30 protein-coding genes are annotated in these 26,916 nt (G+C 68.3%); 15 read left to right on the plus strand and 15 right to left on the minus strand.

Translation table 11 applies throughout. The annotated features are described in order from the left end of the window. Positions 1-2: 2 nt before the first annotated feature. The 5 genes from TX79_RS07200 to TX79_RS07220 are packed head-to-tail and all read left to right on the plus strand — an operon-like array spanning position 3 to position 6,253. Entirely contained in the window at positions 3-1,082 is a 1,080-nt protein-coding gene (locus tag TX79_RS07200) for a M48 family metalloprotease (RefSeq protein ID WP_049926764.1), read from the plus strand. After that, positions 1,079-2,758 (plus strand): DUF4129 domain-containing protein, encoded by a 1,680-nt coding sequence (locus tag TX79_RS07205; protein WP_049926766.1) that lies wholly within the window; start codon positions 1,079-1,081, stop codon positions 2,756-2,758. Before TX79_RS07200 ends, TX79_RS07205 begins: the two co-directional genes overlap by 4 nt. Next, a complete protein-coding gene (locus TX79_RS07210) occupies positions 2,755-3,561 on the plus strand; it encodes a DUF7269 family protein (protein WP_195892472.1) in 807 nt (268 codons plus the stop codon). Before TX79_RS07205 ends, TX79_RS07210 begins: the two co-directional genes overlap by 4 nt. After that, entirely contained in the window at positions 3,558-4,880 is a 1,323-nt protein-coding gene (locus TX79_RS07215; protein ID WP_049926769.1) for a DUF58 domain-containing protein, read from the plus strand. The genes TX79_RS07210 and TX79_RS07215 overlap by 4 nt, the downstream gene beginning before the upstream one ends. After that, the gene (locus TX79_RS07220) at positions 4,877-6,253 is read left to right on the plus strand and encodes a hypothetical protein (protein ID WP_049926771.1); all 1,377 of its coding nucleotides are present in this window, start codon (positions 4,877-4,879) and stop codon (positions 6,251-6,253) included. The genes TX79_RS07215 and TX79_RS07220 overlap by 4 nt, the downstream gene beginning before the upstream one ends. A 353-nt stretch (positions 6,254-6,606) precedes the next feature. Here TX79_RS07220 and TX79_RS07225 read toward each other — a convergent pair whose 3' ends face one another. After that, positions 6,607-7,572, minus strand: coding sequence for an AAA family ATPase (locus tag TX79_RS07225; protein WP_049926772.1), 966 nt, complete (start codon positions 7,570-7,572; stop codon positions 6,607-6,609). Positions 7,573-7,815: 243 nt separating this feature from the next. Between TX79_RS07225 and TX79_RS07230 the strand changes: the two genes are divergently transcribed. The 3 genes from TX79_RS07230 to TX79_RS19620 all read left to right on the plus strand — a co-directional run bounded on the left by TX79_RS07230 (position 7,816) and on the right by TX79_RS19620 (position 9,603). Then, a complete protein-coding gene (locus TX79_RS07230) occupies positions 7,816-8,874 on the plus strand; it encodes an SDR family oxidoreductase (RefSeq protein WP_049926774.1) in 1,059 nt (352 codons plus the stop codon). Between the two features lie 126 nt (positions 8,875-9,000). Further along, positions 9,001-9,402, plus strand: a complete 402-nt coding sequence (locus TX79_RS07235; protein ID WP_049928315.1) for a type II toxin-antitoxin system death-on-curing family toxin — start codon at positions 9,001-9,003, stop codon at positions 9,400-9,402. A gap of 30 nt (positions 9,403-9,432) precedes the next feature. After that, positions 9,433-9,603, plus strand: a complete 171-nt coding sequence (locus TX79_RS19620) for a hypothetical protein (protein ID WP_195892473.1) — start codon at positions 9,433-9,435, stop codon at positions 9,601-9,603. Between the two features lie 39 nt (positions 9,604-9,642). Here the strand turns inward: TX79_RS19620 and TX79_RS07240 are convergent, their stop codons facing one another. Together TX79_RS07240 and TX79_RS07245 are read right to left on the minus strand one after the other, a co-directional pair. After that, positions 9,643-10,059 (minus strand): universal stress protein, encoded by a 417-nt coding sequence (locus TX79_RS07240; protein WP_049926776.1) that lies wholly within the window; start codon positions 10,057-10,059, stop codon positions 9,643-9,645. Between the two features lie 85 nt (positions 10,060-10,144). Next, a complete protein-coding gene (locus TX79_RS07245) occupies positions 10,145-11,164 on the minus strand; it encodes an AI-2E family transporter (RefSeq protein ID WP_049926778.1) in 1,020 nt (339 codons plus the stop codon). Positions 11,165-11,382: 218 nt separating this feature from the next. Between TX79_RS07245 and TX79_RS07250 the strand changes: the two genes are divergently transcribed. Further along, positions 11,383-12,120 carry a DUF547 domain-containing protein gene (locus TX79_RS07250; RefSeq protein ID WP_049926780.1) on the plus strand — a complete coding sequence of 246 codons (738 nt, stop codon included), beginning with the start codon at positions 11,383-11,385 and terminating at the stop codon, positions 12,118-12,120. Positions 12,121-12,159: 39 nt separating this feature from the next. On the opposite strand, the gene TX79_RS07255 is transcribed toward TX79_RS07250, so the two are convergent. After that, positions 12,160-12,879, minus strand: a complete 720-nt coding sequence (locus tag TX79_RS07255) for an amphi-Trp domain-containing protein (protein WP_049926782.1) — start codon at positions 12,877-12,879, stop codon at positions 12,160-12,162. Between the two features lie 113 nt (positions 12,880-12,992). Here TX79_RS07255 and TX79_RS07260 point away from each other — a divergent pair, with 113 nt between their 5' ends. Together TX79_RS07260 and TX79_RS07265 are read left to right on the plus strand one after the other, a co-directional pair. Further along, positions 12,993-13,802, plus strand: coding sequence for a hypothetical protein (locus TX79_RS07260; RefSeq protein WP_049926784.1), 810 nt, complete (start codon positions 12,993-12,995; stop codon positions 13,800-13,802). Positions 13,803-14,021: 219 nt separating this feature from the next. Beyond that, positions 14,022-14,612, plus strand: a complete 591-nt coding sequence (locus TX79_RS07265) for an NUDIX hydrolase (RefSeq protein ID WP_049926786.1) — start codon at positions 14,022-14,024, stop codon at positions 14,610-14,612. A gap of 135 nt (positions 14,613-14,747) precedes the next feature. Here TX79_RS07265 and TX79_RS07270 read toward each other — a convergent pair whose 3' ends face one another. From TX79_RS07270 to TX79_RS07290, 5 genes are all read right to left on the minus strand, one after another. Further along, positions 14,748-15,476: a nucleoside phosphorylase gene (locus TX79_RS07270; RefSeq protein ID WP_049926788.1), complete on the minus strand. Its 729-nt coding sequence runs from the start codon at positions 15,474-15,476 to the stop codon at positions 14,748-14,750. A 140-nt stretch (positions 15,477-15,616) separates the two neighbouring features. Then, entirely contained in the window at positions 15,617-15,913 is a 297-nt protein-coding gene (locus TX79_RS07275; RefSeq protein WP_049926790.1) for a HalOD1 output domain-containing protein, read from the minus strand. Positions 15,914-16,065: 152 nt separating this feature from the next. Then, complete coding sequence (locus TX79_RS07280) at positions 16,066-16,947, minus strand: carbohydrate kinase family protein (RefSeq protein ID WP_049926792.1); 882 nt, start codon at positions 16,945-16,947, stop codon at positions 16,066-16,068. A 37-nt stretch (positions 16,948-16,984) separates the two neighbouring features. Continuing rightward, positions 16,985-17,806, minus strand: coding sequence for a DUF63 family protein (locus TX79_RS07285; protein WP_049926795.1), 822 nt, complete (start codon positions 17,804-17,806; stop codon positions 16,985-16,987). A 149-nt stretch (positions 17,807-17,955) separates the two neighbouring features. Then, entirely contained in the window at positions 17,956-18,792 is an 837-nt protein-coding gene (locus TX79_RS07290) for a peroxiredoxin family protein (RefSeq protein WP_049926797.1), read from the minus strand. A gap of 134 nt (positions 18,793-18,926) precedes the next feature. Between TX79_RS07290 and TX79_RS07295 the strand changes: the two genes are divergently transcribed. Further along, on the plus strand, positions 18,927-19,211 hold the full coding sequence (locus TX79_RS07295) for a ubiquitin-like small modifier protein 1 (protein ID WP_049926799.1): 285 nt from the start codon (positions 18,927-18,929) through the stop codon (positions 19,209-19,211). A 6-nt stretch (positions 19,212-19,217) separates the two neighbouring features. Here the strand turns inward: TX79_RS07295 and TX79_RS07300 are convergent, their stop codons facing one another. From TX79_RS07300 to TX79_RS07315, 4 genes are all read right to left on the minus strand, one after another. Further along, positions 19,218-20,126, minus strand: coding sequence for a GNAT family N-acetyltransferase (locus tag TX79_RS07300; RefSeq protein ID WP_049926802.1), 909 nt, complete (start codon positions 20,124-20,126; stop codon positions 19,218-19,220). Positions 20,127-20,328: 202 nt separating this feature from the next. Further along, positions 20,329-21,576 carry a Glu-tRNA(Gln) amidotransferase subunit GatD gene (gene gatD / locus TX79_RS07305; RefSeq protein ID WP_049926803.1) on the minus strand — a complete coding sequence of 416 codons (1,248 nt, stop codon included), beginning with the start codon at positions 21,574-21,576 and terminating at the stop codon, positions 20,329-20,331. Positions 21,577-21,640: 64 nt separating this feature from the next. Continuing rightward, positions 21,641-21,838, minus strand: a complete 198-nt coding sequence (locus TX79_RS07310) for a hypothetical protein (RefSeq protein ID WP_049926805.1) — start codon at positions 21,836-21,838, stop codon at positions 21,641-21,643. Between the two features lie 72 nt (positions 21,839-21,910). Next, positions 21,911-22,258 (minus strand): hypothetical protein, encoded by a 348-nt coding sequence (locus TX79_RS07315; protein ID WP_049926807.1) that lies wholly within the window; start codon positions 22,256-22,258, stop codon positions 21,911-21,913. Between the two features lie 171 nt (positions 22,259-22,429). Between TX79_RS07315 and TX79_RS07320 the strand changes: the two genes are divergently transcribed. Then, positions 22,430-23,026, plus strand: coding sequence for a hypothetical protein (locus TX79_RS07320; RefSeq protein ID WP_049926808.1), 597 nt, complete (start codon positions 22,430-22,432; stop codon positions 23,024-23,026). Positions 23,027-23,518: 492 nt separating this feature from the next. On the opposite strand, the gene map is transcribed toward TX79_RS07320, so the two are convergent. Both map and TX79_RS07330 read right to left on the minus strand, forming a co-directional pair. Further along, the gene (map, locus tag TX79_RS07325) at positions 23,519-24,424 is read right to left on the minus strand and encodes a type II methionyl aminopeptidase (RefSeq protein WP_049926811.1); all 906 of its coding nucleotides are present in this window, start codon (positions 24,422-24,424) and stop codon (positions 23,519-23,521) included. A gap of 371 nt (positions 24,425-24,795) precedes the next feature. After that, on the minus strand, positions 24,796-25,725 hold the full coding sequence (locus tag TX79_RS07330) for an isoaspartyl peptidase/L-asparaginase (protein WP_049926813.1): 930 nt from the start codon (positions 25,723-25,725) through the stop codon (positions 24,796-24,798). A 103-nt stretch (positions 25,726-25,828) separates the two neighbouring features. On the opposite strand from TX79_RS07330, the gene TX79_RS07335 reads away from it, so the two are divergent. Both TX79_RS07335 and TX79_RS07340 read left to right on the plus strand, forming a co-directional pair. After that, on the plus strand, positions 25,829-26,131 hold the full coding sequence (locus tag TX79_RS07335; RefSeq protein ID WP_049926815.1) for a hypothetical protein: 303 nt from the start codon (positions 25,829-25,831) through the stop codon (positions 26,129-26,131). Between the two features lie 296 nt (positions 26,132-26,427). Next, a partial coding sequence (locus TX79_RS07340; RefSeq protein ID WP_268257978.1) for an isocitrate/isopropylmalate family dehydrogenase occupies positions 26,428-26,916 on the plus strand: 489 nt, incomplete at its 3' end.

The following is a 26,916-nucleotide window of genomic DNA, read 5'->3' on the forward strand; positions in this document are numbered from 1 at the left end:
ACATGAGTCTCCGACTGCGTATCTGTGCGGTTCTCGGGGTGTTCCTCGCGGTGAACGCCCTGTTCGTGATCGTCCTGCTGTGGGCCTACGGGGTTCTGTTGCCGGGGATCGCCGCCGGGCTGGTGCTGCTCACCCAGCACGGGACGGCCGGCGCCGATCTCCTCCGGTTGCCCGTCTCGTGGTCGACCGTCGGCGTGTTGATCGCCGGTTTCCTCGTCGCCCAGACCTACTACGGCTACCAGCGGGTCCTCTCGGGGACCGCCCCCGGCGACGGAACGGAACACGAGGTCGCCCGCGTCGTCCGCCGGCTGGCGATGACCGCCGACGTGCCGGAACCGGACGTGCGGGTCGTCGACGACGACGAGCCGAGCTGTTACACCGTCGGCCGACTCACCGACGCGACCATCGTCGTCACCACGGGCCTGGTCGATCGCCTCGACGCCGACGAACTCGAGGCCGTCCTGGCCCACGAGCTCGCCCACGTCAAAAACCGGGACGTGACGCTGATGACGATCACGACGCTGTTCGTCGAGATCGCCGACCGGGCCTACCACACCGCGTTGCTGGCGCGTCGCGCGGTCTTCGATCGCGACCAGCTTTCGGACCAGGGACGGCTGGCCGTCGACTGGTTCCTCCCGCTGGTCGCGCTGACCTACGTCTTCGTCGCGCCGCTGCTGTGGCTGTTCCCGACGATCGCCGACTGGGCGACGCGGACGCTCTCCCACGCCCGCGAGTACGCCGCCGACGCCGCGGCCGCCCGGATCACCGGCAAGCCGCTCGCGCTCGCGACCGCGCTGACGACCCTCTCGGAATCGACGGCGACGCCCGAGACCGACCTCCGCGTGGGCAAGATGCGCGCGCTGTGTGTCGTACCGGCCGATCCCGTCACCGGCCGTGACACGACCTCGGTCCCTGCACCCGCGGAGCCGTCGGACGCCGAGCGCCGGCGCGACCAGATCGCGGGCTGGCTTGAAGGTCGCAGTCCGTCGGCAACCGACGACGGGTCGGGGACCCACCCACCGGTCGAACGGCGCGTCCGCCGGCTGCAGGAGATCGCCGCCGAACTGGAGGGATCGACGTGAAGGGAACGCGACGGCTGCTGTTCGTCGTCGGCTGTCTCGTCTGTCTGCTCGTCGTCGCGACGGCCCTGCCCGCGGCCGATCCGCGGGTGCCCGCGCCGGGCGGCACCGACGGGCCGACCGCCGGCCAGTGGGAGTCGATCGACGGGGCGTTCGACTTCACGACCGACCTCGACGAGGAGGGCGAGCCGCAAAACGACGACGAGAACGACGGCGACGACGGCGGAACGGTGAATCCCGACATCGAGATCACCGGCGCGCTCGAGCCGGGCAACGAGGTGAGGATCGAGATCGAGGATGCCGGCGGAATCCACCCGTTCAACGACAACGAGGAAAGCGTCGCGATCAACGGCGAGCGACGCGGAGAGACCGAGGAGGGAACGCTGGACGTTACCGTCCCCTACGCGGCGGAGATGAACGTCTCCGTCGTCGACGACGACCGGAGCCGGACGTTCGACGTGGAGACGAACGCGACGATCGACCCGCTCGAGGGGGCCGCGCCGACCAACGACCTCGAGCTCTCGGCGTCCGTCGGTTCGACGGCGCTTCCCAACGCTACCGTCTTCCTCGAGGACGAGCCGGTCGCCGAGACCGACGCGAAAGGGAATGCGACGGTGACGCTGCCCGACGAGGCGGGACCGGTCGAACTCGCCGTCGAACGCGAGCCGGTGTCGGGGACCCACACCGTCGACGTCCCCGAACCCGAGGTCGGCTTCACCTCGCCGCTTTTGTTCCCCGGCTTTCCCGCCGCCGTTCAGGTGTCGGCGGACGGAACCGGCGTCGAGGGGGCCACGGTCAGCGTCGACGGCGACACCGCGACGACCGGCGACGACGGCCGGACGCGGCTCTGGTTGCCGATCGCCGAGGAAGCGACCGTCACCGCGACTGCCGGCGAGGAGACCGCGACGGCGACCGTCGGCAACCTCTACCTCCGGCTCGGCGCGATGGCCGTCATCGTCCCCGGTTTCGTCATCGGCGGGATCAAGACTTACGCCCGGCTGGTCGCCATCCAGGAGCGCCGCGGCGGGACGACGCCCGACGGCCTGTTCGTCGCATTTGCCGACTCGCTTGCGGGGTTCTCGAGCGTGCTCGCGGGGCTTCCCGGCGCGCTCGCCTCGGCGTCCATCGGGCTGTCGGGAGTGTTCGACGCGATTCGGAGGATCCGGCTCCCGCGACCGACGCTCTCGCCGTCGGGAGGCGGCTGGAGCCTGCCGTCGTTCGGCGCGGCGTTCTCGTCGTTCGGGAAGGCGTTCGGCTCGCTGTCGGTGTTTACGTCCCTCGGGCACATCGGCCGCGGCTCGAGCGGCGGAGACGACGACTCGCGTTTCGGTGGCCAGCGCGATAACGACCGCCATGACGGGCCGAACGACGGCAACGAACCGCCGGCGCTGGCCGCCGAACCGTTGACCCCACGAGGGCCGCGGGCCGAGATCCGCGTCGCGTGGCACGCGTTCCTCGATCGGCTCGACCTCGAGGACCGCGAGACGCTGACGCCGGGACAGGCCTCCCGGCTGGCGCGCGTGGTAGGCTATCCGACCGACCGCGTCGCCACCCTGGTCGCGATCGTCCGCGACGTCGAGTACGGCGGCCGGGAGGCGTCGTCCGAGCGCGCGGCGACGGCCCGCGAGATCGCCGCCGAACTGATCGACCACGAGCCGGACGAGGAGGGATCGACGTGAGCCGATCGTCGTCTATCGGACGGTTCGCACTCGAGCGCGAGCGGATCGCGACCGTCGTGCTCGTCGGCGCGACGCTGGTCGCAGTCGTGGTCGTCCTGCTCGGGGGCTTCCTTCCCACCGGCGAGGTGGCGGACGGCCTCCTGTACCTGCTCGCGGTGCTGTTTCCGGCGATCGGTGGTGGGCTCGTCGTCGCCGCGTGCTGGTGGGCGCTGGTGGCCCGGAACGGCGGCGCTCCGTCGCTGGTCGAGGGGCCGCCGCCCGAGACGGGGACGACCCGAACCTACCGCCGCGTCGGCCGCGAGAGCGACTGGGCGCTCGACTCGACCGCCGAGGAGTGGTATCGCTGCCTGGACGACTCCTCTACCGAATCGATCCGCGAGCGGCTCACCGACGGCGCGGTGCGGCTGCTGCAGGCGCGACGCGGCCTCGAGCGCACGCGCGCCCAGAAGACGGTCGAGAACGGCACGTGGACCGACGACCCGGTGGCCGCGGCGTTTCTCGCCGACGGGACCCGACAGCCGACGGCCGAGCGCCTGCGGGCCGCGGTCGATCCGGGGGCGGCGAGTCAACGGCGCATCCGGCGGACGCTCGCCGCCATCGAGGCGATCGGCCACGGATCGAGACGCGGCCGACTGGACGGAACGCTCGCCGACGATCCGACGGAACGATCCCCTACAGAGGCCGACGAAACGACGGTGGCGTCGAGCGACCCGGCGTCCGACGCGGGCGGAGAATCGACGGAGCCGTCCGACGTGACGGACGACGCCGACGAGAACGCGCTCGCGACGGAGGTGGACGCATGACCGGTCGCGACGTCCACCGCGTCGACGACGGCTCGTGGGCGCTCGTCGCTGCGGTGACGCTGGCCGGTCTCGGTATCGGCCTCGGCAATCAGGTGCTGGTCGTGGCCGCGACGCTCCCGCTGTGGTACGTCGCAGCGGCCGTCTTCGGCACCGCCCGGTCGGCGACGGTACGCCTCGAGCGGGCGCTCGAACTGGACCGACCCGCCCGGTCCGACGACGAAGACCGCCTCTCGGGCAACCCCGGCGATACCGTGACCGTCCGGACGACGGTGCAGAACGCCGGCTCGGAGGCGATCACCGACCTGCGCGTCGTCGACGGCGTCCCCGAGAAACTCCGGGTCGTCTCCGGCACGCCGCGGACCTGCGTCTCGCTCGAGCCCCTGGAGACGGCGACGATGGAGTACGAGGTGCGCCTCCAGCGCGGGGAGTACGTTTTCGACGACGCCCGGGTTCGGACGTGGGACCTGACCGGCACCGTCACGGAGACCTGGACGGCCGAGGTGGTCGGGATGGACGGCATCCAGTGTTCCCCGCCCGTCGAGGAAGTGCCGCTGGGCGAGGCGACCAACGACTACGCGGGCGAGGTGCCGACCGACGAGGGCGGCAGCGGCGTCGAGTTCTACTCCGTCCGGGACTACGAACCGGGGGATCCGGTCGGTGCGATCGACTGGCGACGCTACGCCAACACGCGGGACCTCGCGACCGTCGAGTACCGGGCCGAACGGGCGACCCGGGTCGTCTGCCTGGTCGACGCCCGCTCGAGCCAGTTCCGCGCGGCGACGACCGAATCCCTGCCGGCGGCCGAGCGGTCGGCCGACGCGGCCGAACGGACGGTCGACGCCCTCCTCGAGGCCGGCCACCCGACCGGCGTCGTCGCGCTGCAACGAAACCGGATCGACAGCGTCCCGCCGGGAACCGATCCGACGACGCGCGTACGGATCGAGGAACTCCTGCGGACGGCCCGTGGTTCCAATCGGACGGCGAAATCCTGGGTTCGGTCCCGGTCGTCGGGTACCGACCTCGCCGCGGAGGTCGCCGCGACGTTGCCCGGCGAGGCCCAGGTGTACCTGTTCTCGTCGTTCGTCGACGAGACGCCGGTCGACCTCGTCGAGGGACTGTCCACCCGGGGCTACGAGGTGCGCGTCGTCTCGCCGGACGTCACCGACGCCGAGGACCTGGCGACCCGACTCGAGGCGCTCGATCGGCAGACGCGACTCGCCAACACGCGGGCGACGGGTGCCCGCGTGGTCGACTGGGACCTCGACCGGCCGCTCGGACTCGTGTTGCACGAGGCTATCGAGGAGGTGAGCCACCGATGAGCGACTCTGACGAGCGGCTCCCGTCGACGATCGCGTGGGGGCTCGTCGCCGCCGCGCTCGTCGGGACGGTCGCCCTGTCGGTCGTCGACCTCGCCACCGTGCTCGGCGCGTGCTGCGGGCTGGTGCTCGCGGGTACGGTGCCGGGCTTCGAAGGAACGAAACGGCGCGTAGCGGGCACGGCGGCGCTCGTTCCGATCGTCGTCGTCGCCACGTTCGCGGTCGTCGGCACGACGGGATCGGTGTTCTCCGGGACGCTGGCGATCGCCGGCATCGTCGCCGGCGTCGCGACCGGAAGCGTCCACGCGGGACGCGTGACGCGGACGGCGATCTCGCGCGCCGGCACCGCGACGCTGTTCGCGGGGCTCACCGCCGGCGTGGTCGCGTTCGGCTCGGTGATCGTCGTCGAACTCGGCGGCCTGGGACCGACGGTCAGACAGTCGCTGTGGCTCTCGGGGTACGGCGTCCTCGGACTCCTGCTCCCGATCGGGAGCGTCGCGGCCGCCTGGATCTTCGCGCTGGTCTGTCTCCCGTCCGGGGCGATCGTCCCGCCGACGCGACGCGAGGCCTACCGCCGGACGCGAAACGGACTGATCTGGGGGCTCGTCATCGGCGTCGTGGTAATCGCCCTCGGACTCTGGGCGGTGGCCGTCCTCTCGTGGTTCCTGTCGCCGCTCGAGGGGATCGTCTCGGCGGTCGTCGAGAGCCCGTGGCTGCGTGCCCTGTCCGTCGTCCTGGCGGCGCTGGGGCTCGTCACCGCCATTGCCGGCCTGATCGTCCGCTACACCTGGTTCGAAACGGAGGGCCGCGAGAATCCGGCCGTCGCGATCCTCGCGGGCGCTGTCGTCGGAACGGTCGTCCCGTTCCCGATCGCGCTCCTTGTGAGCGGGGAACCGCTCGGGACTATCAACGCGCTGTACGGCGTCGTGAGCGTCGTCCTCGTCGGCGGCTGGCTGCTCACGGCGCTGACCGAACGGGGGGTCGGCGTCGAGATGTCGACCGCGTCCGCCATTGCTCTCGCGCTCGGCGTCGGCGGCGTCGTCGCCGCCACGAACGTCGAGGGACCCGTCAGCCTCGAGACGGCCCCCACCGCGATCGCCGCGCTCGTGACTATCGCGGCCGGACTGTTCGCCTTCGACGTCGGTCGCTACGGCCGCCGGCTGACGACCGAGATCGGCACCGAAGGCGCGGCCAGCGAGCCACAGTTCGTCCGCCTCGGCTGGAGCGCGATGGTCGCCGGCGTCGGCGTCCCCGTGGCGATCGGCGGCCTCGCCCTCGCGACGGCTCTCGCGCCGACACTGTCGGTACCGGCGACGGCGGCCGTCGTCGCCGCGCTCGTCGCCATCGTGACTGGGGCGAAACTGCTGATCGACTGACGGAGCCACCGTACACGGCCCGGTTCGTTCGGTACAGGTCGAGAAATCACCGTTCCAATCTAGCGTCGCGGCGCGTGCGCTCGACCGGCCGAACGCCCGTGAGGCCGGTCGAACATATCGCGCGAGGGATGAGGACCGCAGCGACCGACGCGGCGCTCAGCGTCGCGAGGGAGCGAGGACCACAATCGGCTGGGGAGGGTGTGGCCGCTCCTCGAGTCCACGATAGCAGGACGGCGTTCGCTCCTCGGACCACACACCGAAGCGCATCAACCACGCCTCGAATCCCATGCTCAGCTAAAATCTCGACGTCTCGGTCGGCTCAATACGACGTGTCGAGGACGCTACGATAGAACCTACGACGCGGTCTCGGGGTCCATCGCCGGCACCTCGACGTCCTCGAGCACCGACTCGACGACCGTGCGGCGGTCGACCCCCTCGATGCTCGCCTCGGGAGTCAACACGAGGCGGTGAGCGAGCGCGGCAGGCGCGATGGCCTTCACGTCGTCGGGAACGACGTAGTCCCGCCCCTCGAGGACGGCCCAGGCACGACTGGCCTCGAACAGGCGCTGGACGCCGCGGGGCGAGACGCCGACGTCGACGCGGCCGTCGGTCCGGGTCGTCCGGCAGAGGTCGCCGATGTAGTCCCGAACGGGTCCCTCGACGGTGACGTCCTCGGGGACGGCCTGCAACTCGCGGACGGCTTCGCGGTCGACGACCGGTTCGACCGTCGGGGCGGGCCTGTCGCGGTCGGCCCGGCGGTCGATCAACTCGCGGGTCCCCTCGGGATCGGGGTAGCCCAGCGAGGTCTTGACCATGAAGCGATCCCGCTGGGCCTCGGGGAGTTCGAACGTTCCCTCCTGCTCGACCGGGTTCTGGGTGGCGATGACGAGGAAGGGATCGGGGAGGTCGTGAGTCTCGCCGTCGACCGTCACCTGACCCTCCTCCATCGCCTCGAGCAGCGCCGACTGCGTCTTCGGGGGCGCGCGGTTGATCTCGTCCGCGAGGACGACGTTCGCGAAGATCGGGCCGGGCGTGAAGTGGAACTCGCCGGTCTCCTCCTCGAAGACGTACGAGCCGGTGACGTCGGAGGGCATCAGATCCGGCGTAAACTGGATCCGGGAGAACTCGAGACCGAGCGCGGTCGCCAGCGACCGCGCGGTCAGCGTCTTGCCGGTGCCGGGAACGTCCTCGAGCAGGACGTGACCGCGGGCCAGCAGGCCGGCGACGATCTCCTCGAGGACGGTCTCGTCGGCGACGACGGCGGAGAGCACTTCGTCGACGACGGCCTCGGCCGTCGCCTGGGCGTCGGGGACTGACATACGCCCTACCCGTCGCACCGTTGACTTATACGTTTTGTCCGTCTCGAGCGTGACCTCGAGCGGTCGCGGGCGACGCACGTCGCTATGCTGGCTGTGACAGAGGTAAACGCGCGAGTTCGCGCCCCGTTACCGATCGGGAGTGACCGATACGCGAAACGCCGTCGGAGTGTACCCCTGCCACTCCCGACTGCCCGCGAATACAGGCCTCGAGCGCAAGCCGATCGTCCCGTTAGGATCGCCACCATGAGCGTTCTCGGCAAACTGACCGGTAGCGGCGAGTCGACGACCGAACGGAAACCACTCGAGCGACAGACCATCGTCATCACGGGCGCGTCGTCGGGGATCGGCCTGACGACCGCGCGGATGGCCGCCGACCGGGGCGCAAACGTCGTGCTCGCGGCCCGCAGCGAGGACGCCCTCGAGGAGGCCGTCGAGGGCATCGAGGCCGACGGCGGCGAGGCCGAATACGTCGTCGCCGACGTGCGCGACCGCGAGGACGTCCGCGAGATCGCCCGCGTCGCCGAAGAGACCTACGGCGGCTTCGACACCTGGGTCAACGGCGCGGCGGTCTCGATCTACGGGCGACTCGAGGAGATCCCCGTCGAGGAGATGCGCGAGCAGTTCGACACCAACGTCTGGGGGGTCGTCTACGGCTCGCTCGAGGCCGCCGAGCGCCTGCGCGAGTCGGGCGGGACGATCGTCAACATCGGGAGCATCGTCTCCGAGCGGACGATCCTCCTCCAGGGGAGCTACTCGGCGTCGAAACACGCCGTGAAGGCCTTTACCGACGCGTTGCGGATGGAACTCGAGGAGGATGGCGCGCCGGTCGACGTGACGCTGATCAAGCCGAGCGCGATCGACACGCCCTACCCCGAGCACGCGAAGAACTACATGGACGAGGCGGCGACGCTGCCGGACCCCGTCTACGCGCCGGAGACGGTCGCCCGGGCGATCTGCCACGCCGCCGAACACCCGCAGCGAGAGGTGACCGTCGGCGGGGGCGGAAAGGGGATGGTCGTCTTCGGCCGCCTCGCCTCCCGGATCATGGACGTGCTGATGGAGACGCTGTTTTCCGACCTGCAGCGGAAAGACCAGCCGCCACGGCCCGAGTCGGAGACCGCCCTCGAGGAGCCGGGAGATGACCTCGCGGAACGGGGCGGCTACGAGGGGCACGTCGCCGAGTCCAGTCTCTACACGCGACTCGTCCAGCGCGGGCGCGAACACCGGTCGACGCTGGTCGGGCTGGGGCTGCTGGCCGCCGCGGTGTACGCGGGCTACCGGGCAGTTCAGTCAGAGGGGTGAGCAGCCGGCACCGAACGGTCGTCACTAGATGACGTCAACTGGATACCACAGGTCGTTGCTGTAACTGCTGACGAAGTCTCGACGACCGAGAAACAGTTAATGGACGGCGAAAAGAAGTCCAAACGTGTGACAGACGACTTCGCATACCCTTCCGTCGAACTCGTCCTCGATCTCCACGAGCAGATCGTTGCGGAAGGCGACAACACCGAACCAGGCATTCGGTCAGCAGATGCGATTGCGTCCGTACTACAGTACATTTCAGAAGGTTACTTCGGAGAAGTCCCCGAGACGATCCACGAAAAAGCGATCCATCTGATGCGGCTACTCGTTGCGGAACATCCGTTCGTCGATGGAAACAAGCGAACGGCGCTTCGAACGGTAGTCGTCTTTTATATGATGAACGGGTTCACTTTCGACTACGGTGACGAAATTCGAGCCCTCTTGCATCGCTTCGCAACTGACGAAACAACAGTCGACACCGATACTGCAGCTATCTACTTTCGGGCGTGCGCTCGTCGCAACAGATAAAGGGACACATCGAGTATATTCGCTGAATCGATGGCGTCCAGTACCGATACTTCGACGGCGGTCGACGATGAGGTCCGGCAGCTGTACGAACGGTATCAGGAAGCCGAGAGCGACGCCGAACGACGCGAAATCGCTCTCGAGATGGGAAAACTCGACGGACGCCGTCACGCGGAGATTTACGCCGCGCTCGAAGACGAGTGAGCGCTCTCGTTTCTGGGTAAAAACGACGTCAGACGGCAGTCACCGAACGATCGTCACCGGCACGGACGCCCGGCGGGCGACGGTCTCGGCGACGCTGCCCAGCAGGACGCGGGCCGCACCGGAGCGACCGCGGCTGCCGATGACGATCCGGTCGACGCCCTCCTCGTCAGCGAAGCGGACGATCTCTCGCGGGGCGTTGCCAACCGTCGTCTCCGTGTCCAGCGAGACGCCGTACTCCCCCGCGAGTTCTGCGGCGTCCTCGAGCAGCGCGTCGGCGACCTGCTGGCGCGACTCGAGGACCGCGTCGTAGGCGTAGATCCCACCCTCGCTGTAGGGGCCGGCACCGGGATCGACCACGTGCAACGCCGTGATCGACGCGTCGGGGTGTTCGCGAGCGGCGAACTCGAGGGCGGCGCGGGCCTGCTCGGAGTCGTCCATCGGGACGAGAACGTGCATACCGGCTCTTCGACTGGTACCGTCATAAGCGCGGGGAGAATTCCCGCCGTGGCGAATCCCCCGACCACCGTCGGCCGCCGGCACCTCAGGTGCCCTCCGCGCCGTTCGCGAGTCGCTCGTAGTGTTCGTCGGCGACGTCGACCACCGCGAGGAGGGCACCGAGCACCACGGGGCCGTAGAACAGCCCCATCACGCCGAAGGCGTAGATGCCGCCGAGGACGCCGAGGATGATGACCGCCGGACTCAACTGGGCGTAGCGGTCGACGACGATCGGCCGGAGGTAGTCGTCGGAGACGCTGACGATGACGAGGCAGTAGACCGCCAGCGCGACCGCGAGGATCGGTTCGCCCGTCACGAACAGGTAACCGACCGCCGGCCCCCACACCAGGAACGCGCCGATCAGTGGCACGAGCGCGAAGATGATCATCACGAACGTCCAGAACGTGGCGTTCGGGATGCCGGTCGCGAACAGCCCCAGGCCGGCGATGATCCCCTGGACGATCGCGATCAGCACGTGGCCGGCCAGGACGGCCCACATGACGTTCTCGAGTTGGGTGTAGAGGTCGTCCTGGACGTCGTCGGGCAGCGGCGTCCGCTGGCGGAGCCAGGCGACCAGCGAGTCGCCGTTCTTGAGCAGGTAGTACAGCAAGAACAGCGCCAGCCCCAGTCCGATCATCGTGTGGGTGAGTACGTCGAACCAGGTCCTGGTCTGCTCCACCAGGATCGACCCGATCTGCTCGGTCGAGTCCGACAGCGTCCCCGCGACGTCGACTTCGATCCCGAGTTGCTCCTGCAGGTAGCCCTCGATCTCGTCGATCCCGAGGTTCGCCGGATCGACGTTCTGGAGGATCGACGCCGCCTCCCCTGCGACGACTACCGCGACGATCGCGAACGGGAGCAGGAGACCCACGACCGCGAGGAGGACGAGCAGGAACGCGGCGATGCCCGGCGAAACGGTCCCCTCGAGTCGTCGCTGGAGCGGATACAGCACGAACGCGACGAGGATCGCTCCCAGAATGAAGCCGAGAAACGGCGTCACGAGCTGCCAGGAGAGGTAGGCCAGGATCGCCACGAGCGCGAGCAACGTCCCGGTGCTTCGGTTCACACGCGTTCGTCCACAGTGGCCGCGATAAAGGTGGGCCTGACATGTCCCGGGTCCTGACGGTCCCTCGAGCCGGTAGTCGTCCCTGCTCCGGCCGGACGCGAGGCTCGGGCGTCGACGTGACCGATCGTCTCTCGAGCGGCCGGACATATTCCGGCCGACGACTGTCGGGTTCAGCCGTCACAGGAGTTGAAGGGACTGGTAGGCGAAGGTCGTGCTAGATGTCCACGCAGCTCGATCCCTGCTCGCTCTCGGCCGAACTCTGTTACACGGTCAAGACGGGCGGCGACGCCGACCGGTTGCGGACGCGGCTCGCGACGCTCGAGCGATCGCGGCTGGATCGGGCGCTGTCGACGCGACCCCGGAAACTCGCCTTCTGGCTCAACTGCTACAACGCCTACGGGCAACTGCTGTTCGAGGAACACGAGGAGTCGCTGCTCGAGGCCGGTCCGCTCGCCCGCTGGGCGTTTTTCGCTCGCGATCGAATCCCGGTCGGGGGCGTCTGGCTGAGTCTCAACGACGTCGAACACGGGCTTCTCCGGTCGTCGAAACACCGCTGGGGGATGGGCTACCTGCCACGACCGTTTCCCTCGTCGTTCGAGCGGCAGTTCCGGCTCCCGGAGTGCGATCCACGGATCCACTTCGCGCTCTCCCGCGGCGGCGAGAACTGTCCGCCGATCACGGTCTACTCCCCCGCCAGCGTCGACGACGAACTCGAGGTCGCTGTCGAGTGGTTCCTGGAGGAGAACGTCGACTACGACGCGGAGTCCGACGTCGCCACGATTCCGCGGCTGTTCTGGCGCTACCGGGGCGACTTCGGCGACGTGCGGGGCATCATCGACTTCCTGCAGCGGTACAACGCGATCCCGGCCGACGCCCGCCCGACGCTGACCTACGAGGCACTCGACCGCGCCCCGGAGTTCGACGCCGACCTCGAGTTCGACGATCTGCGACCCTGATCACCGCGTCGAGGACACACATCGCGGAGGGGCGGCGGGTCAGTTCCCGTCGCTGCGTTCCTCGACTCGTGCCGTCGGAGCGGCCCGCATCACGCCCCTGGCGGCGCGTTTGGCGTTGCGCTTCGAGGTGTATCCCTCGCCGCTGTCGGCGACGATGTTCCCGTTCCAGTGGACCAGTCGCCAGCGCCACTCGCCCGCCCGGTCCTCGTAGACTTCGAATCGACTCGTCCGTTCCGCCCGGTCGCCATCAGCGGCGTCGTCACCTGTCGCCCCGCCTCCACCCTCGTCCTCGTCCCTTCCCCGGGCGACAGCCTCCGGCGGCGCGGCCGCCGCAACCGCCTCGGACGGTCGCTCCTCGTCCTGCAGGCCGTCGTGGGGAGCGATCACCGTCACGTCCTCGTCCGCCACGGGTTCGGTCGCCCCATCCGCGGTATCGTCCGCGTCGGCCGTGGAATCGTCCGCATCCGCTGATTCCGCGTCGCCCGCCGTCGCATCGACGGTCACGCTCGAACCGTCGGCGTCGTCCCACTCGAGTTCGAGTTCGAGTTCGCTCACCGGCGGATCGGCGTCGGGGTCGTGTTCGATCTCGAGGCCCGCCGTGACGCGGGCGGGAACCCTGATCGTCGCACTCCCGTCCGCTCCGTGGACGTGCAGCGGTTCCTCACGCTCGAGCGCGCCAGCGAGCCGTCTACAGAGGGTAGCGGCCGCCGCGCGGTCGGCTGTCCACTCGAGTTCGAAGTCGGTCGGTGCGTCGGCCATACGGACTCGTTCACCGGGGAGCGGGATATAGGATGGCCCCCGGTAACCGATCCCCGGCCCCACGCGCGGCGCTGGTCGGAGTACTTTTGTCGGTTCGCCGTCTTCGGTCGCCCGTGACTCCAGGCCAGCACGGCGGCACCGACGACGGCGTCCTCGAGCGGGACGACCACACCTGCCGTCGGTGTGGGACGACCGCCGACGAGGACCCCCGCGGACTGCGGCGGTATCCGGTCGGCGAACCCGCACTCGACGGCCCCGTCCACGAAAGCGCGCTCGTGACCGTCTGCTCGGGCTGTTACGATGCACTCTGTGAGCCCCCAAGCGGCGAGGGCGTGACCGACGCGGCGACGCTGTTCGACCACGTGAAGACGACGACCGAGCGCGAAGGCGTCACCGTCTCGGCGGTCGCGGCGTTCGCGTCGCTCGTCACGGGCGTTCCGGACGCGATCGAATCGGCCGACGACCCCGATACGGACTCGATCGGCGAGATCGGTGCCGAGTATCGCCAGGCCCGCCGCGAAGTACTGTTGGCGATCGACTCCGTCGACGCGAGCCTCGAGCCGCTCCACGACGTCGACCACGACGCCCTGGAGCCGTCGGTCGCGGACGCGCTCGGCGAGTTCACCGGGACGACGACGAAACTCCAGTCGGAACTGCGCGGCATCGTCGCCCTCGGCGAGACCGTCGTCGCTGGCCTCGATCGCTGTCCCGGCTGTTTCGATCCGCTGGTTCCGGGCAACGACCGCTGTGCGGTCTGCGGGCTCGAGCCACGCGACACGAGCGACTGGGAAGACGCCGACGGAACCGTCGCGTTCGAGTCGCTGTACGACGCGATCAACGAGACCCTTCAGACGGCCTCGAACACGACCGAGGCCCTGACAGAGCGGACGACGGCCGTCGCCGAGCAGTTGCGGGACGCGTAGCGACTCGGTACCCGTTCCACGGCGGGCGCGCTTCTACGACGCGGTGAACCAAGGACGAAACCGAGGTGCCGATCGGGGAGCCCCGGGAACCCGCAAGCCAGCGCTACGGCAACTGGTGCTGCGAGAACTGGGGCGAGATGTGGAGAACTATCGAACGACCGTCCCGCCCAGTCTCTGTTCTCCGAAGGGTTTTGTCGTCAAAGAGATGAAAGAACTCGTATGGACTGGCAGGATATCAACCGGGAGGAAATCGAACGTCGGCGCGACCGCTTGTTGGATTCCTTCGGTGAGGCTCCAGTACACGAACGGCACGATAGGCCGGAGCCCGAACAGTTCGAGGAATGGATGCAGATGTCTAAAGACGGCTATATCGGTAGTGCCTACGCGCTCATCAAGCGTTCGCCAGACGACGTGCCTCCCCTTACGGAATCGCTGGCCGTTGAAGGCGAGGAGCGAGAGCGCGTGTTGCTAATCTTGGGACGTGGAGAATCCGAATGGGGCGTTCCTGGCGGTGGACGAGAAGCTGACGAGCTGATGGAACAGACCGTCCACCGGGAAGTAACCGAGGAGGTCGGGCTGAGTATCTCCCTGCGGGGTATCAATCACATGCGTCACGAAATTGCCACCTGTAACGGGTACGACGAGCGGCTCCACGTTCTCCGCGTGTTCTTTCGCGCCGACTACGAGGATGGCTCGATTACAATTCACCCCGGCGAACTCAACGGTGCGGCGTGGTTCGCTACTCCACCGACGTCCGAACGGTTGCTCCCGGCCACGCAGCGATTACTCGAGGGGTGGGGCAACGAATGAAGAGCGACGAGTAGTAGACCGTCCGCTGTATCTAACTTCTGCGTAGACAACTACCCCGGCTTCGCCCGAACGGTGACCGCCAACCGGCTGACACGCATCGCCGGACGGCGCGTCGGAACCGCGCGCGTCGCCCGATTAGAGGTTCGTCGCCGCCTCGAGCGTGATGTCGATGGCGCGGCCGACGTTGTTCTTGGCCTTGTCGGGGAGTTCGTCGTCCTCGGTGTCGGTACCCTTCTGGGTGCCCTCCACGAGGTTGCCGTCGACGGTACAGATCGCGCCGGCGCGCAGCCCCTTCCGGCGGGCCAGCGTGAACAGCGCGGCGGCCTCCATCTCGACGCAGAGCAGGCCGGCGTCCTCCCAGTCGGCGACGTGTTCGTCCGTCTCGGCGTAGAAGGCGTCGTCGGAGACGATCGGCCCGACGTGGACGTCCTCGCCGTTCTCCTCGGCGGCGTCGACCAGCGCCGAGAGCGCCTCGTAGTCCGGAACCGCGGGGTACTCGGCGTCCTCGTAGCGCTTGGTCGTCCCCTCGTTTTTCGCCGCGCCCGTCGCGACGACCATGTCGCCGATCTCGATGTCCGACTGGAGCGCGCCCGTGGTGCCGACGCGCAGGAACGTCTCGACGCCGACGTTCGCGAGTTCCTCGAGCGCGATCGCCGCGGAGGGACAGCCGATCCCCGTCGAGCAGATCGTTAGCTCGCGGCCCTCGTAGGTGGCGTTGACGACCTTGTACTCCCGGTTCTCGGCGATCGTCTCGCTATCGTCGCAGTGGTCGGCGATCCGATCGACGCGGCCGGGATCGCCCGGCACGAGCGCGAGATCCGTCAGGTCCCCCTCTTCGACCAGCAGGTGTGGTTGCGTACCCATACCCGCGGATTTCGCCGGTGGCGAGAAAAAAGGTTCGAGAGCCGATCGGGAGTCGGGGTTGCGCGTCGCGTCACCGGTGGTCGTCCCGTTGTATGGCGACCCGTCTCGCGGTTCCGACGGGAGCGGCACACGCAACCGACTCAGTTCGTCGGCATCACCTCGATCCGATCCGGACCGACGGCGACCAGCGCGTCCTCGACGACGAACTCGAGACGTGCTGCCGGTCGGTCGCTCCCCGCATCGGTGAACAACGCATCCAGCGCTTCCGGATCGACGTAGTCGTACAGACGGACGTTCGACGCGGTGACGTCCTCGTCGTAGTATCGTGCGAGTGCTGTCGCCACAGCGATGCTCGGCGGTTCCCCCTCGGTTCGGTCGTATCGAACGCGCTGACCGGACTCGCGTTCGGACGACTCGCGGATCCTTCCTTCCGTCATGTCTCTCCGTCACGTCTCCGTGACTGTTCACTCGGATGACCAACGGCCCGCCGTTTATAGTTACCGTCAGACGACACCTGATGAGAACCGAGCAAGCCGACGCCGTCGGTTGATTTTCACGATCGTTCCTCCGGGACGTGGCCGACGGAACGTCAGTACTGCGATCGGAGGAACTCCGCGACCGTCTCCCGAGTCGGCGCGCTCCGGGCACCCTCCCGACTCGCCGTCAGGGCACCGCAGGCGTTGGCGTACTCGAGCGCCCGTTCGACGTCGTCCTCGCGCAGGACGACCGCGATGAAGCCGGCCGCGAAGGCGTCGCCCGCACCGGCCGTGTCGACGGGGTCGACGTCGAAACCGGGATGGGTGTACGAGCCGGTCGGCGTGTGGACCGTCGCGCCGTCGCCGCCCTGCTTGACGACGACGATCCGATCGTAGACGTCCGAGCCGACGTACTCGTCCTCGAGCAGGGCGGCGACCTCCCGATCGTTGGCGAAGACGACGTCGCTTTCCTCGAGCGCGCGGCTGTAGTCGCGGTCGGCGAGGCGGCGGCCGGGGTCGAAGCTGACGGTCCCGCCGGCCTCGCTCGCGAGGGTGGCGATCCGTGCGGCGGTGTCGGGTCGCTGGCTCGTCAGGTGGACGTGGTCGGCCGCGCGAACGCGCTCGGGGTCGACGTCGTCCGGTTCGACGGCCTCGTTGCTGCCGTCGTTACCCAGCACGGCGACTTCGCCGTCGTCGTCGACGATGAGGTACTTGACCGCCGTCTCCGCCCCCTCGATAACGCGGAGGCCGCCGAGCGAGACGCCGGCCGCCTCGAGTTCACGGCGGGCGAGTAGGCCGTTGTCGTCGTCGCCGACGCTGCCGATCAACCCGGTGTCGACCTCGAGGCCGGCCAGTGCGGCGGCGACGTTGGCCGCGCTGCCGCCGCCGGATTGTCGCTGGGAACGGATCGACGCCTCGCCGTCGGGTTCGGGCAGGCGGTCGACGCGAAGCGTCACGTCCCAGTTGACGTGGCCGGCAGTGAGCACCCTGACCATGCGCGGACTCGAACAGAGGGGAGCGGACGGGAAAAGTCTAGCCGACCATAAACAGCAGGACGTTGTGAACCCCCGGACCGAGACCGACCGCCGCGATGAACGCGAGCAGGAGTCTGGCCTGGCGCGGGGCCTCCTCGACGAACTCCCGGAACAGCCCGAGAACGACCATCGCGAGGCCGACCTTCACGAGAACGAACAGCCAGCCGGCCCCGATGTACTCGGCGGTCGGCAGGTCCGCCGCGGTGTCGAGGACGATCTGCGAGAGCGGGACCTCCTCGCCGGCCCGCATGACGTCGTAGCCGACGGCCGTCGAGACCCCGTCGAGTGCGTGTCCGAAGACGACGATCGCACCGGTGACGCCCGTCGTCGCCGCGACCTCCGTGAACGAGAGCCCGAGTGCGAGCCAGGCCAGCGCGGTGACGACGCCGGCGACGACGACCGAGATGACCGGCCAGAACGGCTGGAAGGTCCCCCCGTTCAAGCCGGTGACGGTCGCGAACCCGGCGAAAACCACGAAGAAGCCGCTACCCGCGATCAACGGCACCCGTTCGTTAGTCGGTTGGAGGCCTGCCGCGTGCAGGAAGATCCCCACGATCCACGCCAGCCCCATAATCACCGCCGTGACGAGATAGACGCTCGGCGTCGCGAACAGGATCTCGATCGAGTCCGGAAACGCCCCCAGTCGGTGGAGGACGTGTAACGTCGACCCGAACAGCATCCACGGCGCGAACGCCAGGATCGTCCGATCCGATACCGGTGGATCCAGCGACCACAGGAACGCGACGACCCCGGCCAGGATCACCACCGTCGGACCGAGCAGGTACCACGGCGGGAGGACGAACCCCTCTGGAAGCACCATGGTTCCCAGTGGGTCACACCAGTGACTAACACTTTCCGGTTCTCAGCAGTTCTCGTCGGCGAACCGATTCGACGCGCTCGAGTGCGATACGAACCGAAACCCCATCCTGCTGCCGACGGTGTGGGCTGGACGGTCAGGTCCGGCAGCGATCAGGCGTCGTCACCGACGCCGTCGGTATCCGTGGCATCGTCAGCGTCCCCGGTGCCGTCGGCGACCGTGGTGTTCTCCTCGTTGCCCGTCGCGTCCGCGTTCACCGTGTCGTCCCCTTCCTCGGCGTCCGCCCCCTCGTCCCCGTCCGTCGCGTCCGCGTCGTCGGTGGCATCCTCGAGCGCGCGGTCGACGCCGGCGATAATGGTTCGGGCCGAGACGGCGCTGTCCCGCGACCACCGGACCGCGGCGTCCTCGTCCAGCAACGCGAGCGACGGGCCCTGGTCGACGTCGTAGTAGTCGAACAGCGCGTTCTCCTCGTCGAGACCGACGGTCCACGCGCCGTCGTGTTCCGCCCACCACGCCGCGAGTTCGTCGGTCGTCGGGACGGTCCCCCTCGTCCCGGAGACGACCGAGACCACCTCGAGATCCCCGTCAGGACCGAAGTCGTACCGGTCCCGTAACTCGGCCCGGGCCTCGTCGATGTCCCCGAGGTGGGCTTCGCTCGTTGGACACTGCGTCGCGGAGAAGTTGACGAGAATCCACCGGTCGGACGCCGGGACGGTCATCGTCCCCGCCTCGCTGCCGGGCGCATCGACAGTCGTCACCTCGAACGGCGGTTCCGAAGGAACGGTCGGACCCTCGCCGGCCGTCTCCTCCGCATCCTCCCCGGTGTCGTCCGTTCCGCCGTCGAGACAGCCGGCGAGTGCGGCCGTGCTCGTGGCGACCACGGTGGCGGCGAACCGACGGCGACTCAGCGGCCGCGAGAGTCCTCGAGCGCCGTCGTCGGCCCCTCGAGTCACACCACTCTCGCCGTCCCGATCGCCCGACAAGTTCATACCCCCCTATTTCGTCTCGAGTGACATGTATGTGTCCGTCGCGGCGGATCGCACGACCGGCACGTTCGCCGCCGCAGTCGATCGGCGGACGAGCAAACGGTAGCTACTTGCCGACGGCTGCGATAGCGTCACACATGACGACGGAGTGGAAACTGTTCGCGGACCTCGCCGAGCGCGCCGGCGACAAACGCGTCACCGTCGAAGCCGCCGCCGGCGACACTGTGGGCGACGCCCTCGAGCAACTCGTCGACGATCGACCCGACCTCGCCGGGCGCGTGTTGACCGACGACGGGGAGTTGCGGTCACAGATCAACGTCCTGCGCAACGGGACGAACGTCCTCGTCGAGGAGGAGGGCCTCGAGACGGAACTCGAGGAGGGCGACGAACTCGCGCTGTTCCCGCCGGTCAGCGGCGGCTGATCCGGCTCACCGCCCGGTGAGATCGATCTCGAGGACGAAATCCGGTTCGTCGGAGAGTTCCGCGCCCGCGTAGGCGGCGTCGGTCACGTACCGCGGCGTCTCCGGGATCACGACCCGCGTGCGGTCGGCCTCGAGCGCGGCGGCGTCCCGGGCGACGTCGGCGAACAGCGCGCGGGCGGCGTCGACGTCGTCCCAGGCACCGAGACCGTACTCGGCCCACGTCTCTTCCTCGCCGTCGTCGTTCGTTCGCTCGGTGGTCCGAAGACGGTAGCCCGTGCCGGCGAGCCCGCCGTCACTTTCGACCGCGAAGACGGCCGTCTCGTCCGCGAACGTCTGGAAATCGTCCCGGGTGAGTTCCCGCATCGCCCACGTCTCCTCGGGGGCAAGTCCCAGTCCCCGAAGGAGGTCCCGGGCGTCGCTGTGGGTCCAGTAGCGCCAGGCCGCCGTCGGATCGCTCGAGACCGCGTAGCCGTCGGGCGTCGTCGCGTCACCGTCGGGGTCGGGTTGGGCGAAGCGGAACTCGGTCGCCGGGTCGTAGCCGCTGGCTCGCGCCGCACCGAACGAGGCCGTGTTCCACGAGAAGATCATGGCGCGACCGACCGTCGCACCCCGCTCGCGGGCCCACCCGTAGGCCGCTTCGTTGAGCCGCTGGCTGACCCCCTGGCGGCGGTACTCGCTGGCGACGCGCATGCTCTGGAACCAGGCCTCGTCGGACGAGACCATCACGGCCTGGATGATCCCCGCGGCGTCGCCGTCGATTTCGGCGAGGAACGTCTTCTTTCCCTGTCCCGGTTCGTCCTCGAGCCAGTCGTGATAGACCCGTGGGATGTAATCACCCCCGCGATCCGTCCAGATGTCGCTCGTCATCTCGGCTACGGCGTCGTAGTCGTCGTGTGTCGCCCTGCGAACGTTCATTTGAACGATGCGTGGGCCGCCACCGGGAGATACGTTTCGAAACAGTACGAACTCCCCGGCCCGTTCACACCCACCGGCGACTGGTCGGTCGAATCGGTCGACGCGGAAAACGAGCGGCGTCCGAGCGGTCGTGGTGATTGCGATCGATTCGCCGAGCGTAGTGACGATCGATTCTCGAGTCGGAAACGGCCCGGGAGTCAGGTCACTCCCAGGGAACCGACCGCTCCTGGATCTCGCCGGCAAGCGACGTCGACATGGCCTCCTCGACGTCGTCGCTGTTCGCGAGCGCCCACATCAGTTTCACCTTCGCGGTTCCGGGGAGGGTGTCGCCGGCCTCGATCACGCCGGCCTCGAGCAGGTCCCGCCCTGTGTCGTAGACGCGGTCGCAGACGCGCCCCTCGAGACACTGGCTGGTCATGACGACCGTCGTACCGCCCTCGATCAGTTCCTCGATGCGGGGAATGAGGTCGGTGTGGACGTGGCCGAGCCCGGTCCCCTCGACGACCAGCCCCGCCGATCCCTCGACGACGTCGAGGAACTGGGGGTCCATCCCGGGCGTGAATTTGAGGAGTTCGACGTCCTCCTCGAGGGCGGGTTCGATCTCGAGGTCGCTTTCGCCGCGCTGCTGGTAGTCTCGACGGAACTCGATCTCTCCGGCGTCGTAGTCGAACTCGCCGAGCGGCTTCGCGCCGACGGTCTCGAAGGCGTCGCGGCGGGAAGTGTGATTCTTGCGGACGCGCGTGCCGCGGTGGAGCGCACAGCGGTCGTCCGACTCGGAGGCGTGCATACAGACCAGCACCTCGGCACAGTCGCTTTTCGCGGCCTCGACGGCCGAGACGGCGTTCATCACGTTATCGGAGGAGGGACGATCCGCCGAGCGCTGGCTGCCCGTGAAGACGATCGGGACCGGCGTCTCGAGCATAAGGGAGAGCGCGGACGCCGAGTACTGCATCGTGTCCGTGCCGTGCATGACGACGACGCCGTCGGCACCGGCTTCGATCTCCTCGTAGACCGCCTCGGCGAGCTCCCGCCAGACCGGCGGCTCCATGTTCTCCGAGAGGATGTTCGCGACGACCCGACCCCGGTAGTTGGCGCGACCGGCGAGGTCGGGCACCGCCCGCAGGACGTCTTCGGCGTCGAACTGTGCCGTGACAGCGCCGGTGCGGTAGTCGACCGTCGAGGCGATCGTCCCGCCGGTCGAGATGAGCGAGATGGTCGGCAGGTCGTCGTCGAACTCGATCCCGGACGTGTCGTCGCCCCCGGAATCGGTCCCGTCGATCTCGTAGACGTCCTCGGCGAGCACCTCGATCTCGGCTTCGTCGCGGTCGATCCCGACGTTGTAGCCGCCCTCGAGTTTCACTACGAGGTGGTCGTCGGTACTCGAGGGGAGCAAGACCCCCTCGAAGGTCCGGTCGGCCCGATCGACGCGAACGCGATCGCCTGGATTCATGCGTGGGGGTTGCGCGGCGTCGGACTTGAAGGCACGCTTTCCGGCCGGCGCGGGGCCTCCGGGGCTACTGGGCCAGTCCCACGAGAACGAGGCCGACGCCCGCCAGCACGAGCACGGACGCGATGACGGCCGTCAGGAACTGGATGGACGAGCGCGTCTCGGGGGTCACCTCGAGTCGCGGATAGACGGCTCGAGCGGCGACCAGCAGCCCGGTGCCCGCCGTGAAGGAGACCAACCCGAAGCCGACGAGTTCGACCGTCACTTCCGGGCCGTACCAGCCCGATCGTGAAAAAACGTCGTCACGATGGCAGGCGACGCGACCCCGGGCCGCGGATCAAGCCGTCGACACTCGATCGTAGCAGTACCCCACGAGAGCGTCGACCCAGGCCGTGACGACGAGCGCGAGCAACGCCGGTGCGGGGATTCCCTCGGGGAAAAAGCGCGCGGCGACGACCACCGCCACCACCACGAGCAGTACTACCGTCCGCCGCGAGACGCGCGCCGTCTCGAGCGAGACGGATCGGTAGGCCTCGACCGACCCGACTACGATGCCGGCTGCGACCGCCCCGAGGACGCCGACGGTCGAGACGGTCGGGAGCCGGCCGTTCCAGAGGTCGACGTAGACCACGGCCGTGACGAACACCGCGAGCAGTACCTTGAAGAGGTGAGCACGATCCCGCATCTCCTACTCGAGAGGGTTGATTTCCGTCGTTGTCGAATAACAGTTGCTCCGGAACGACGCGATAGTATCGAACGAGAGGGAGCGAGAGTCGCTGAGCCGCCCGGTGATTCGACCGTTCGCTCGAGACGTACCGGGGAAAAGTCCTTGGTGCCGGACCCCGTCGCTTCAGTTATGGGCGATCGTTCGGACGAACTCACCGAGAGCCGGGATCCCGCCTCGACCGACGACCTGTTAGACGAGACCGATCGCCTGCTCTCGGGGACCGGCGAGGGAGCGACCGACTCCGGACTCGAGGACCGCGACCCGGCCGCGGATCCGGTCGCGAGCCCCGGCACCGCGGACGCGTCCGTCGAACCGGAGCCCTCGCAATCGCGCAGTCGATCGCTGCTCGGTCGCGTCCTCCCGTCGCTGCCGGACGACCTGTTCTCGCCGAAGGCGTTTCTCGCCTTTGCCCTCCTGGTCGGCGTCGGCCTGATCGGCGGCAACACGGTGATCCCCTTCGCCAGCATCGGCGGCCTGATCGGCGTGTTCGCACTCACGTTCGCCGCCGGCCTGTTCACCTCGAAACGGCGCTACCTCGAGGTGACCCTCGCCGGGGCCGCCGCGGGCGGGGTCGCGAACTTGCTCACCACCGGCCTGACGGTGGCGATCGCCGTCTCCTTCGCGACGCCGCTGCTCGTGGGCGCGGGCGTCGGCGTCGTCTCGTCGGTGCTCGGCTACTACTTCGGCCGGGACCTCCGGCGCGGGCTGGCGCGGGACGTCGAGTGAACGGGTGCGACGTAGGTTTCGTACCCCGGAATTGACGACGGAGCACCAGCGACAGCCTCCCTCCCGGGACTGGTTGTGGTCCGATTGGCTGTCACAAGCCGGATGTTCAGACTGTGTAGGTATCGTTTCGTACGCGCACTAACTGACATTGTGGTGGCGCGCGCTGGCGACTGGTTGAGCGACAGCGAAACCAGTCGGCAAAGCCGTGCGAGGTCTTCGCGAGCGATGCGAGCGAAGGCTTGGAAGACGCGAAGCGTCTTCCAGTGGATGAGCGAACGCAGTGAGCGTTAGCGCGGAACCAGAGGTTCCGCGAACCATCCGAACGGCGCAAGCGCCGTGAGGAGAAATCGGCTGGGGAGGGCGTGGCAACTCCCCGTGTCCACGATAGCAGAACGCTTCTCCGGTTCGTCCTCCTCTTCACGTACTCCAGTCAGTATGGAGTCTACTGATCGCACTAGTCATCGAAGAACCACTCGAGAACACGCAGGACGGTTACCGCTTCGTCGTCACTTCACAGCCGCTCTCGGTGACGATCACCGTGTGCTCCTTCTGGCTGACGAGGTAGCCGTCGTCCTCCTTGAGGACGGGATAGCCGTGGACGATGTCGTTGCGCTTGAGCCGACGCAGCGCCATCTCCGCGCGGTCGGTCTCGAGCCAGCGGGTCGCGAAGGGCAGCGTCTTGAACTCCTCGGTGATCTGTTCTAAGGCCTCGCGAGCCTGGCGGTTCCGGACCGTCCCCTCGCGCTCGAGTGCGAAGATCTCCTCGCTGGCCCCCTCCGAGACCTTGCCGCCGCCGTCGGTGGCGAACGGCTCGATCGCGACGACGTCGCCGACCTCGAGCGTCGCGCCCTGGGAGACCGCCCGGTTGGGGATGTTGGGACTGGTGTGCTGTTCCCAGTGACCCAGGCCGTGCCCGGTGAGGTTGACGACGGGGTTGTAGCCGTAACCGTCGATGACGTCCTCGATCTCCGCGCCGATCTCGCCGGTCTCGACCCCCGGTTCGACGACCTCGAGGGCGGCCTCGAGCGCCTCCTCCGAGGCCTCCGCCAGTTCGGGGTTGCCCGAGAGGTCGACCGTGATGGCGGTGTCGGCGAGCCAGCCGTCGACGTGGACGCCGATATCGAGGTTGACCATCTCCTCGCCGAAGGTCTCCTCGTCGTCGATCGAGGGCGTCGCGTGGGCGGCTTCCTCGTCGATCGAGATGTTCACCGGGAACGCGGGTTCGCCGCCGAGTTCCCGAATTCGGTCCTCGGCGAACTCGGCGACCTCGAGGTGGCTCGCACCGACCTCGACGCGCTCGGCCGCCTCTTCGCGCACCTGCGCGAGGATCTCGCCCGCCTCGCGGTGTTTCTCGTACTGCTCGGACTCGAGGTCCACCTCGTCCTCGGATTCGGCCATGCACCGGGGTTGTACCGGTCGACAAAAAGAGGTTCCGCTCTCGTGCGTTCCATTTTTCGTGAGAACTCGGGTGTCTCGCCAACAAGCTGGATGGAAACAGTTCTCGAGCCCGCTGTTGCGACTACCTCCCCCGAGGTTACGACCGGCGTTCGATCCACGCACAGTCGGGACAGGCCTCGAGGCCGTGAACGATCGACAGTCGCGCCCCGCAGTGGGGACAGGTCCGGGCCGAATGGTGCCGTTGTTCGAGCATTATCGGACCCCAACGAATACGACGATAATAAAATATCTGTACGACGATCGTCGAACTATCGCCGACGAAGCGCCGGCGTAGCCGTCGGTCGAGCGTGTCGAGACGTCCGCAGAAGCGGTCAGTCGTCGCCGCTCGAGGCGCGAGCCGTCTGCATCGTGTCGCTGTTGTACGCCGAGCCGAGGGTTCCACGCGCGTCGATACAGATGACGCCGGCCGTCGCCCCCGTCAACTCGCCGAACTCCTCGATGGCGAGTTCGGCGGCCTGGTCGGCGTCGAGTCCACGCTCGACGTGGCGGGCGACCCGCCGCGAGAGGGTGACGCGGGCGATGTCCTCGCCGGCACCCGTCGCGCTAACCGCGGCCGACGGACAGCAGTAGAAGCCGGAGCCGACCTGCGGAACGTCCCCCACGCGGCCGGCGAGGGCGAGCCACCGGCCCCCCGTCGAGGTCGCCGCCGCGAGGTGTTTGCCGTCGAACGCGACCGCGCCCACCGTATCGTGATCGAGATCCGCCGGGGCGTCCTCACCCGCCGCGTCGTCCCCGTCGCCGTCGCGACCGTCGGGGTCCGTTCGGCCGTACCGCTCGCGGATCCACGCGAGGTCGGCCTCGACGCCACCCTCGGGCGGTTCGAGGTCAGCCCAGCGCTCGCGCGTCCGGTCGGACCAGAGGTCGACGTCGGTCTCGATGCCGTACGCCTCAGCCAGGCCCACCGCGTGATCGCCCGAGAGGAAACCGTGTGGCGTCTCCTCCATCACGACCCGGGCGACGCTGATAGCGTGTTCGACGCTGGGCATCGAACACGCAGCGCCGACCGACCTGTCGTCGGTCATGATCCCCGCGTCGGTCCGGATCGTGCCGTCGTGCTGGACCGCGCCGCCGACGCCCGCGTTGAACCGCGGCGAAGACTCGAGGACCCGGACCGCGCGCTCGACGGCGTCGACCGGATCGGACGCGGCCGCGCCGTCGCTCGCGGCTCGCTCGAGGATCGATCGTCGCGTCTCCGGCTCGTCGGGGTCGCTGCCGGCACCACCGTGGACGAGTACCTGCATACGAATATCGTGGGGCCAGCCACCATTTCGGTGTTCGGATTCGCCGCGTCGATCACCGAAAATCCCCACACTTACGACGGGGGATTGTGAACCACTGACGACGATGACGCCGGCCGGTCCCCTCGTCGTGTTCTGCGTCGTGCTGGCGGCCATCGCCGCCGGACGGGTGGTACTCGAGGACGATAGCGATCCGATCGACGCCGGGACGGCGCTGCTGGTCTTGGGCATCACGGGATTCGCGACGCTGTGGCTGCTCCTCGAGGCCGAGTGGGACTCGACGGCCGACCTGGCGCTCGTAGCCGCCGGGAGCGGCCTGCTGGTCCTGAGCGGACTCGCAGTGCTCGTCCGCTACTGGGAGACACCGACGACGGTCGACGATACGTGCGAGCACAGCCGAAACGGGTAGGAAAGTAGCCGAACCCCTCTCAGTCAGGCCGACGCGGGCGAGCGGGCCGCCGGTTATACACGTCCACTCGAGCAGGAACCACCCTCCCGAGCCGAGAGCGTGTCTCACACGTCAACGACCCCGTATTTGACCCGTTTTTATATCACGATCGATCCGGCGTTTCGGCGTCTGACGGCTGTGAAGGCGTGATTGTCGGACGATTCGGGTGCGTATCCGGGTTGATGCTCGTAGTTCGGCCCGTCTCGCGGACGGAAATGGTAGGTCTTTTACCGTCATCGAAGCACCGTACAGACGAGATGAGTTACGACAAGATCGAGGTCCCCGAAGACGGGGAGCAGATCACGGCGACCGACGACGGCGAACTCGAGGTGCCGGAGAATCCGATCATCCCGATCATCTACGGCGACGGCGTCGGTAGCGACGTCGGTCCCGCCGCCCAGAAGGTGCTGCAGGCCGCGGCGGAGGCGACCGGCCGCGAAATCCACTGGATGCGCGTCTACGCCGGCGAGAGCGCCCGCGAGAAGTACGACGAGAACCTGCCCGACGAGACCGTCGAAGCGATCAAGGAACACCGCGTCGCCATCAAGGGTCCGCTGACGACCCCCGTCGGCGCGGGCTTTCGCTCGCTGAACGTCGGCCTGCGCAAACTGCTCGATCTCTACGCCAACGTCCGTCCCACCTACCACCTCGACGGCGTTCCCTCGCCGATGTCCGAACCCGAGCAGATGGACATGGTCACCTTCCGCGAAAATACGGAGGACGTCTACGCCGGCATCGAGTGGGAG

The organism is Halopiger goleimassiliensis (genome assembly GCF_000455345.1).
Taxonomy (GTDB): Archaea; Halobacteriota; Halobacteria; order Halobacteriales; family Natrialbaceae; genus Halopiger_A; species Halopiger_A goleimassiliensis.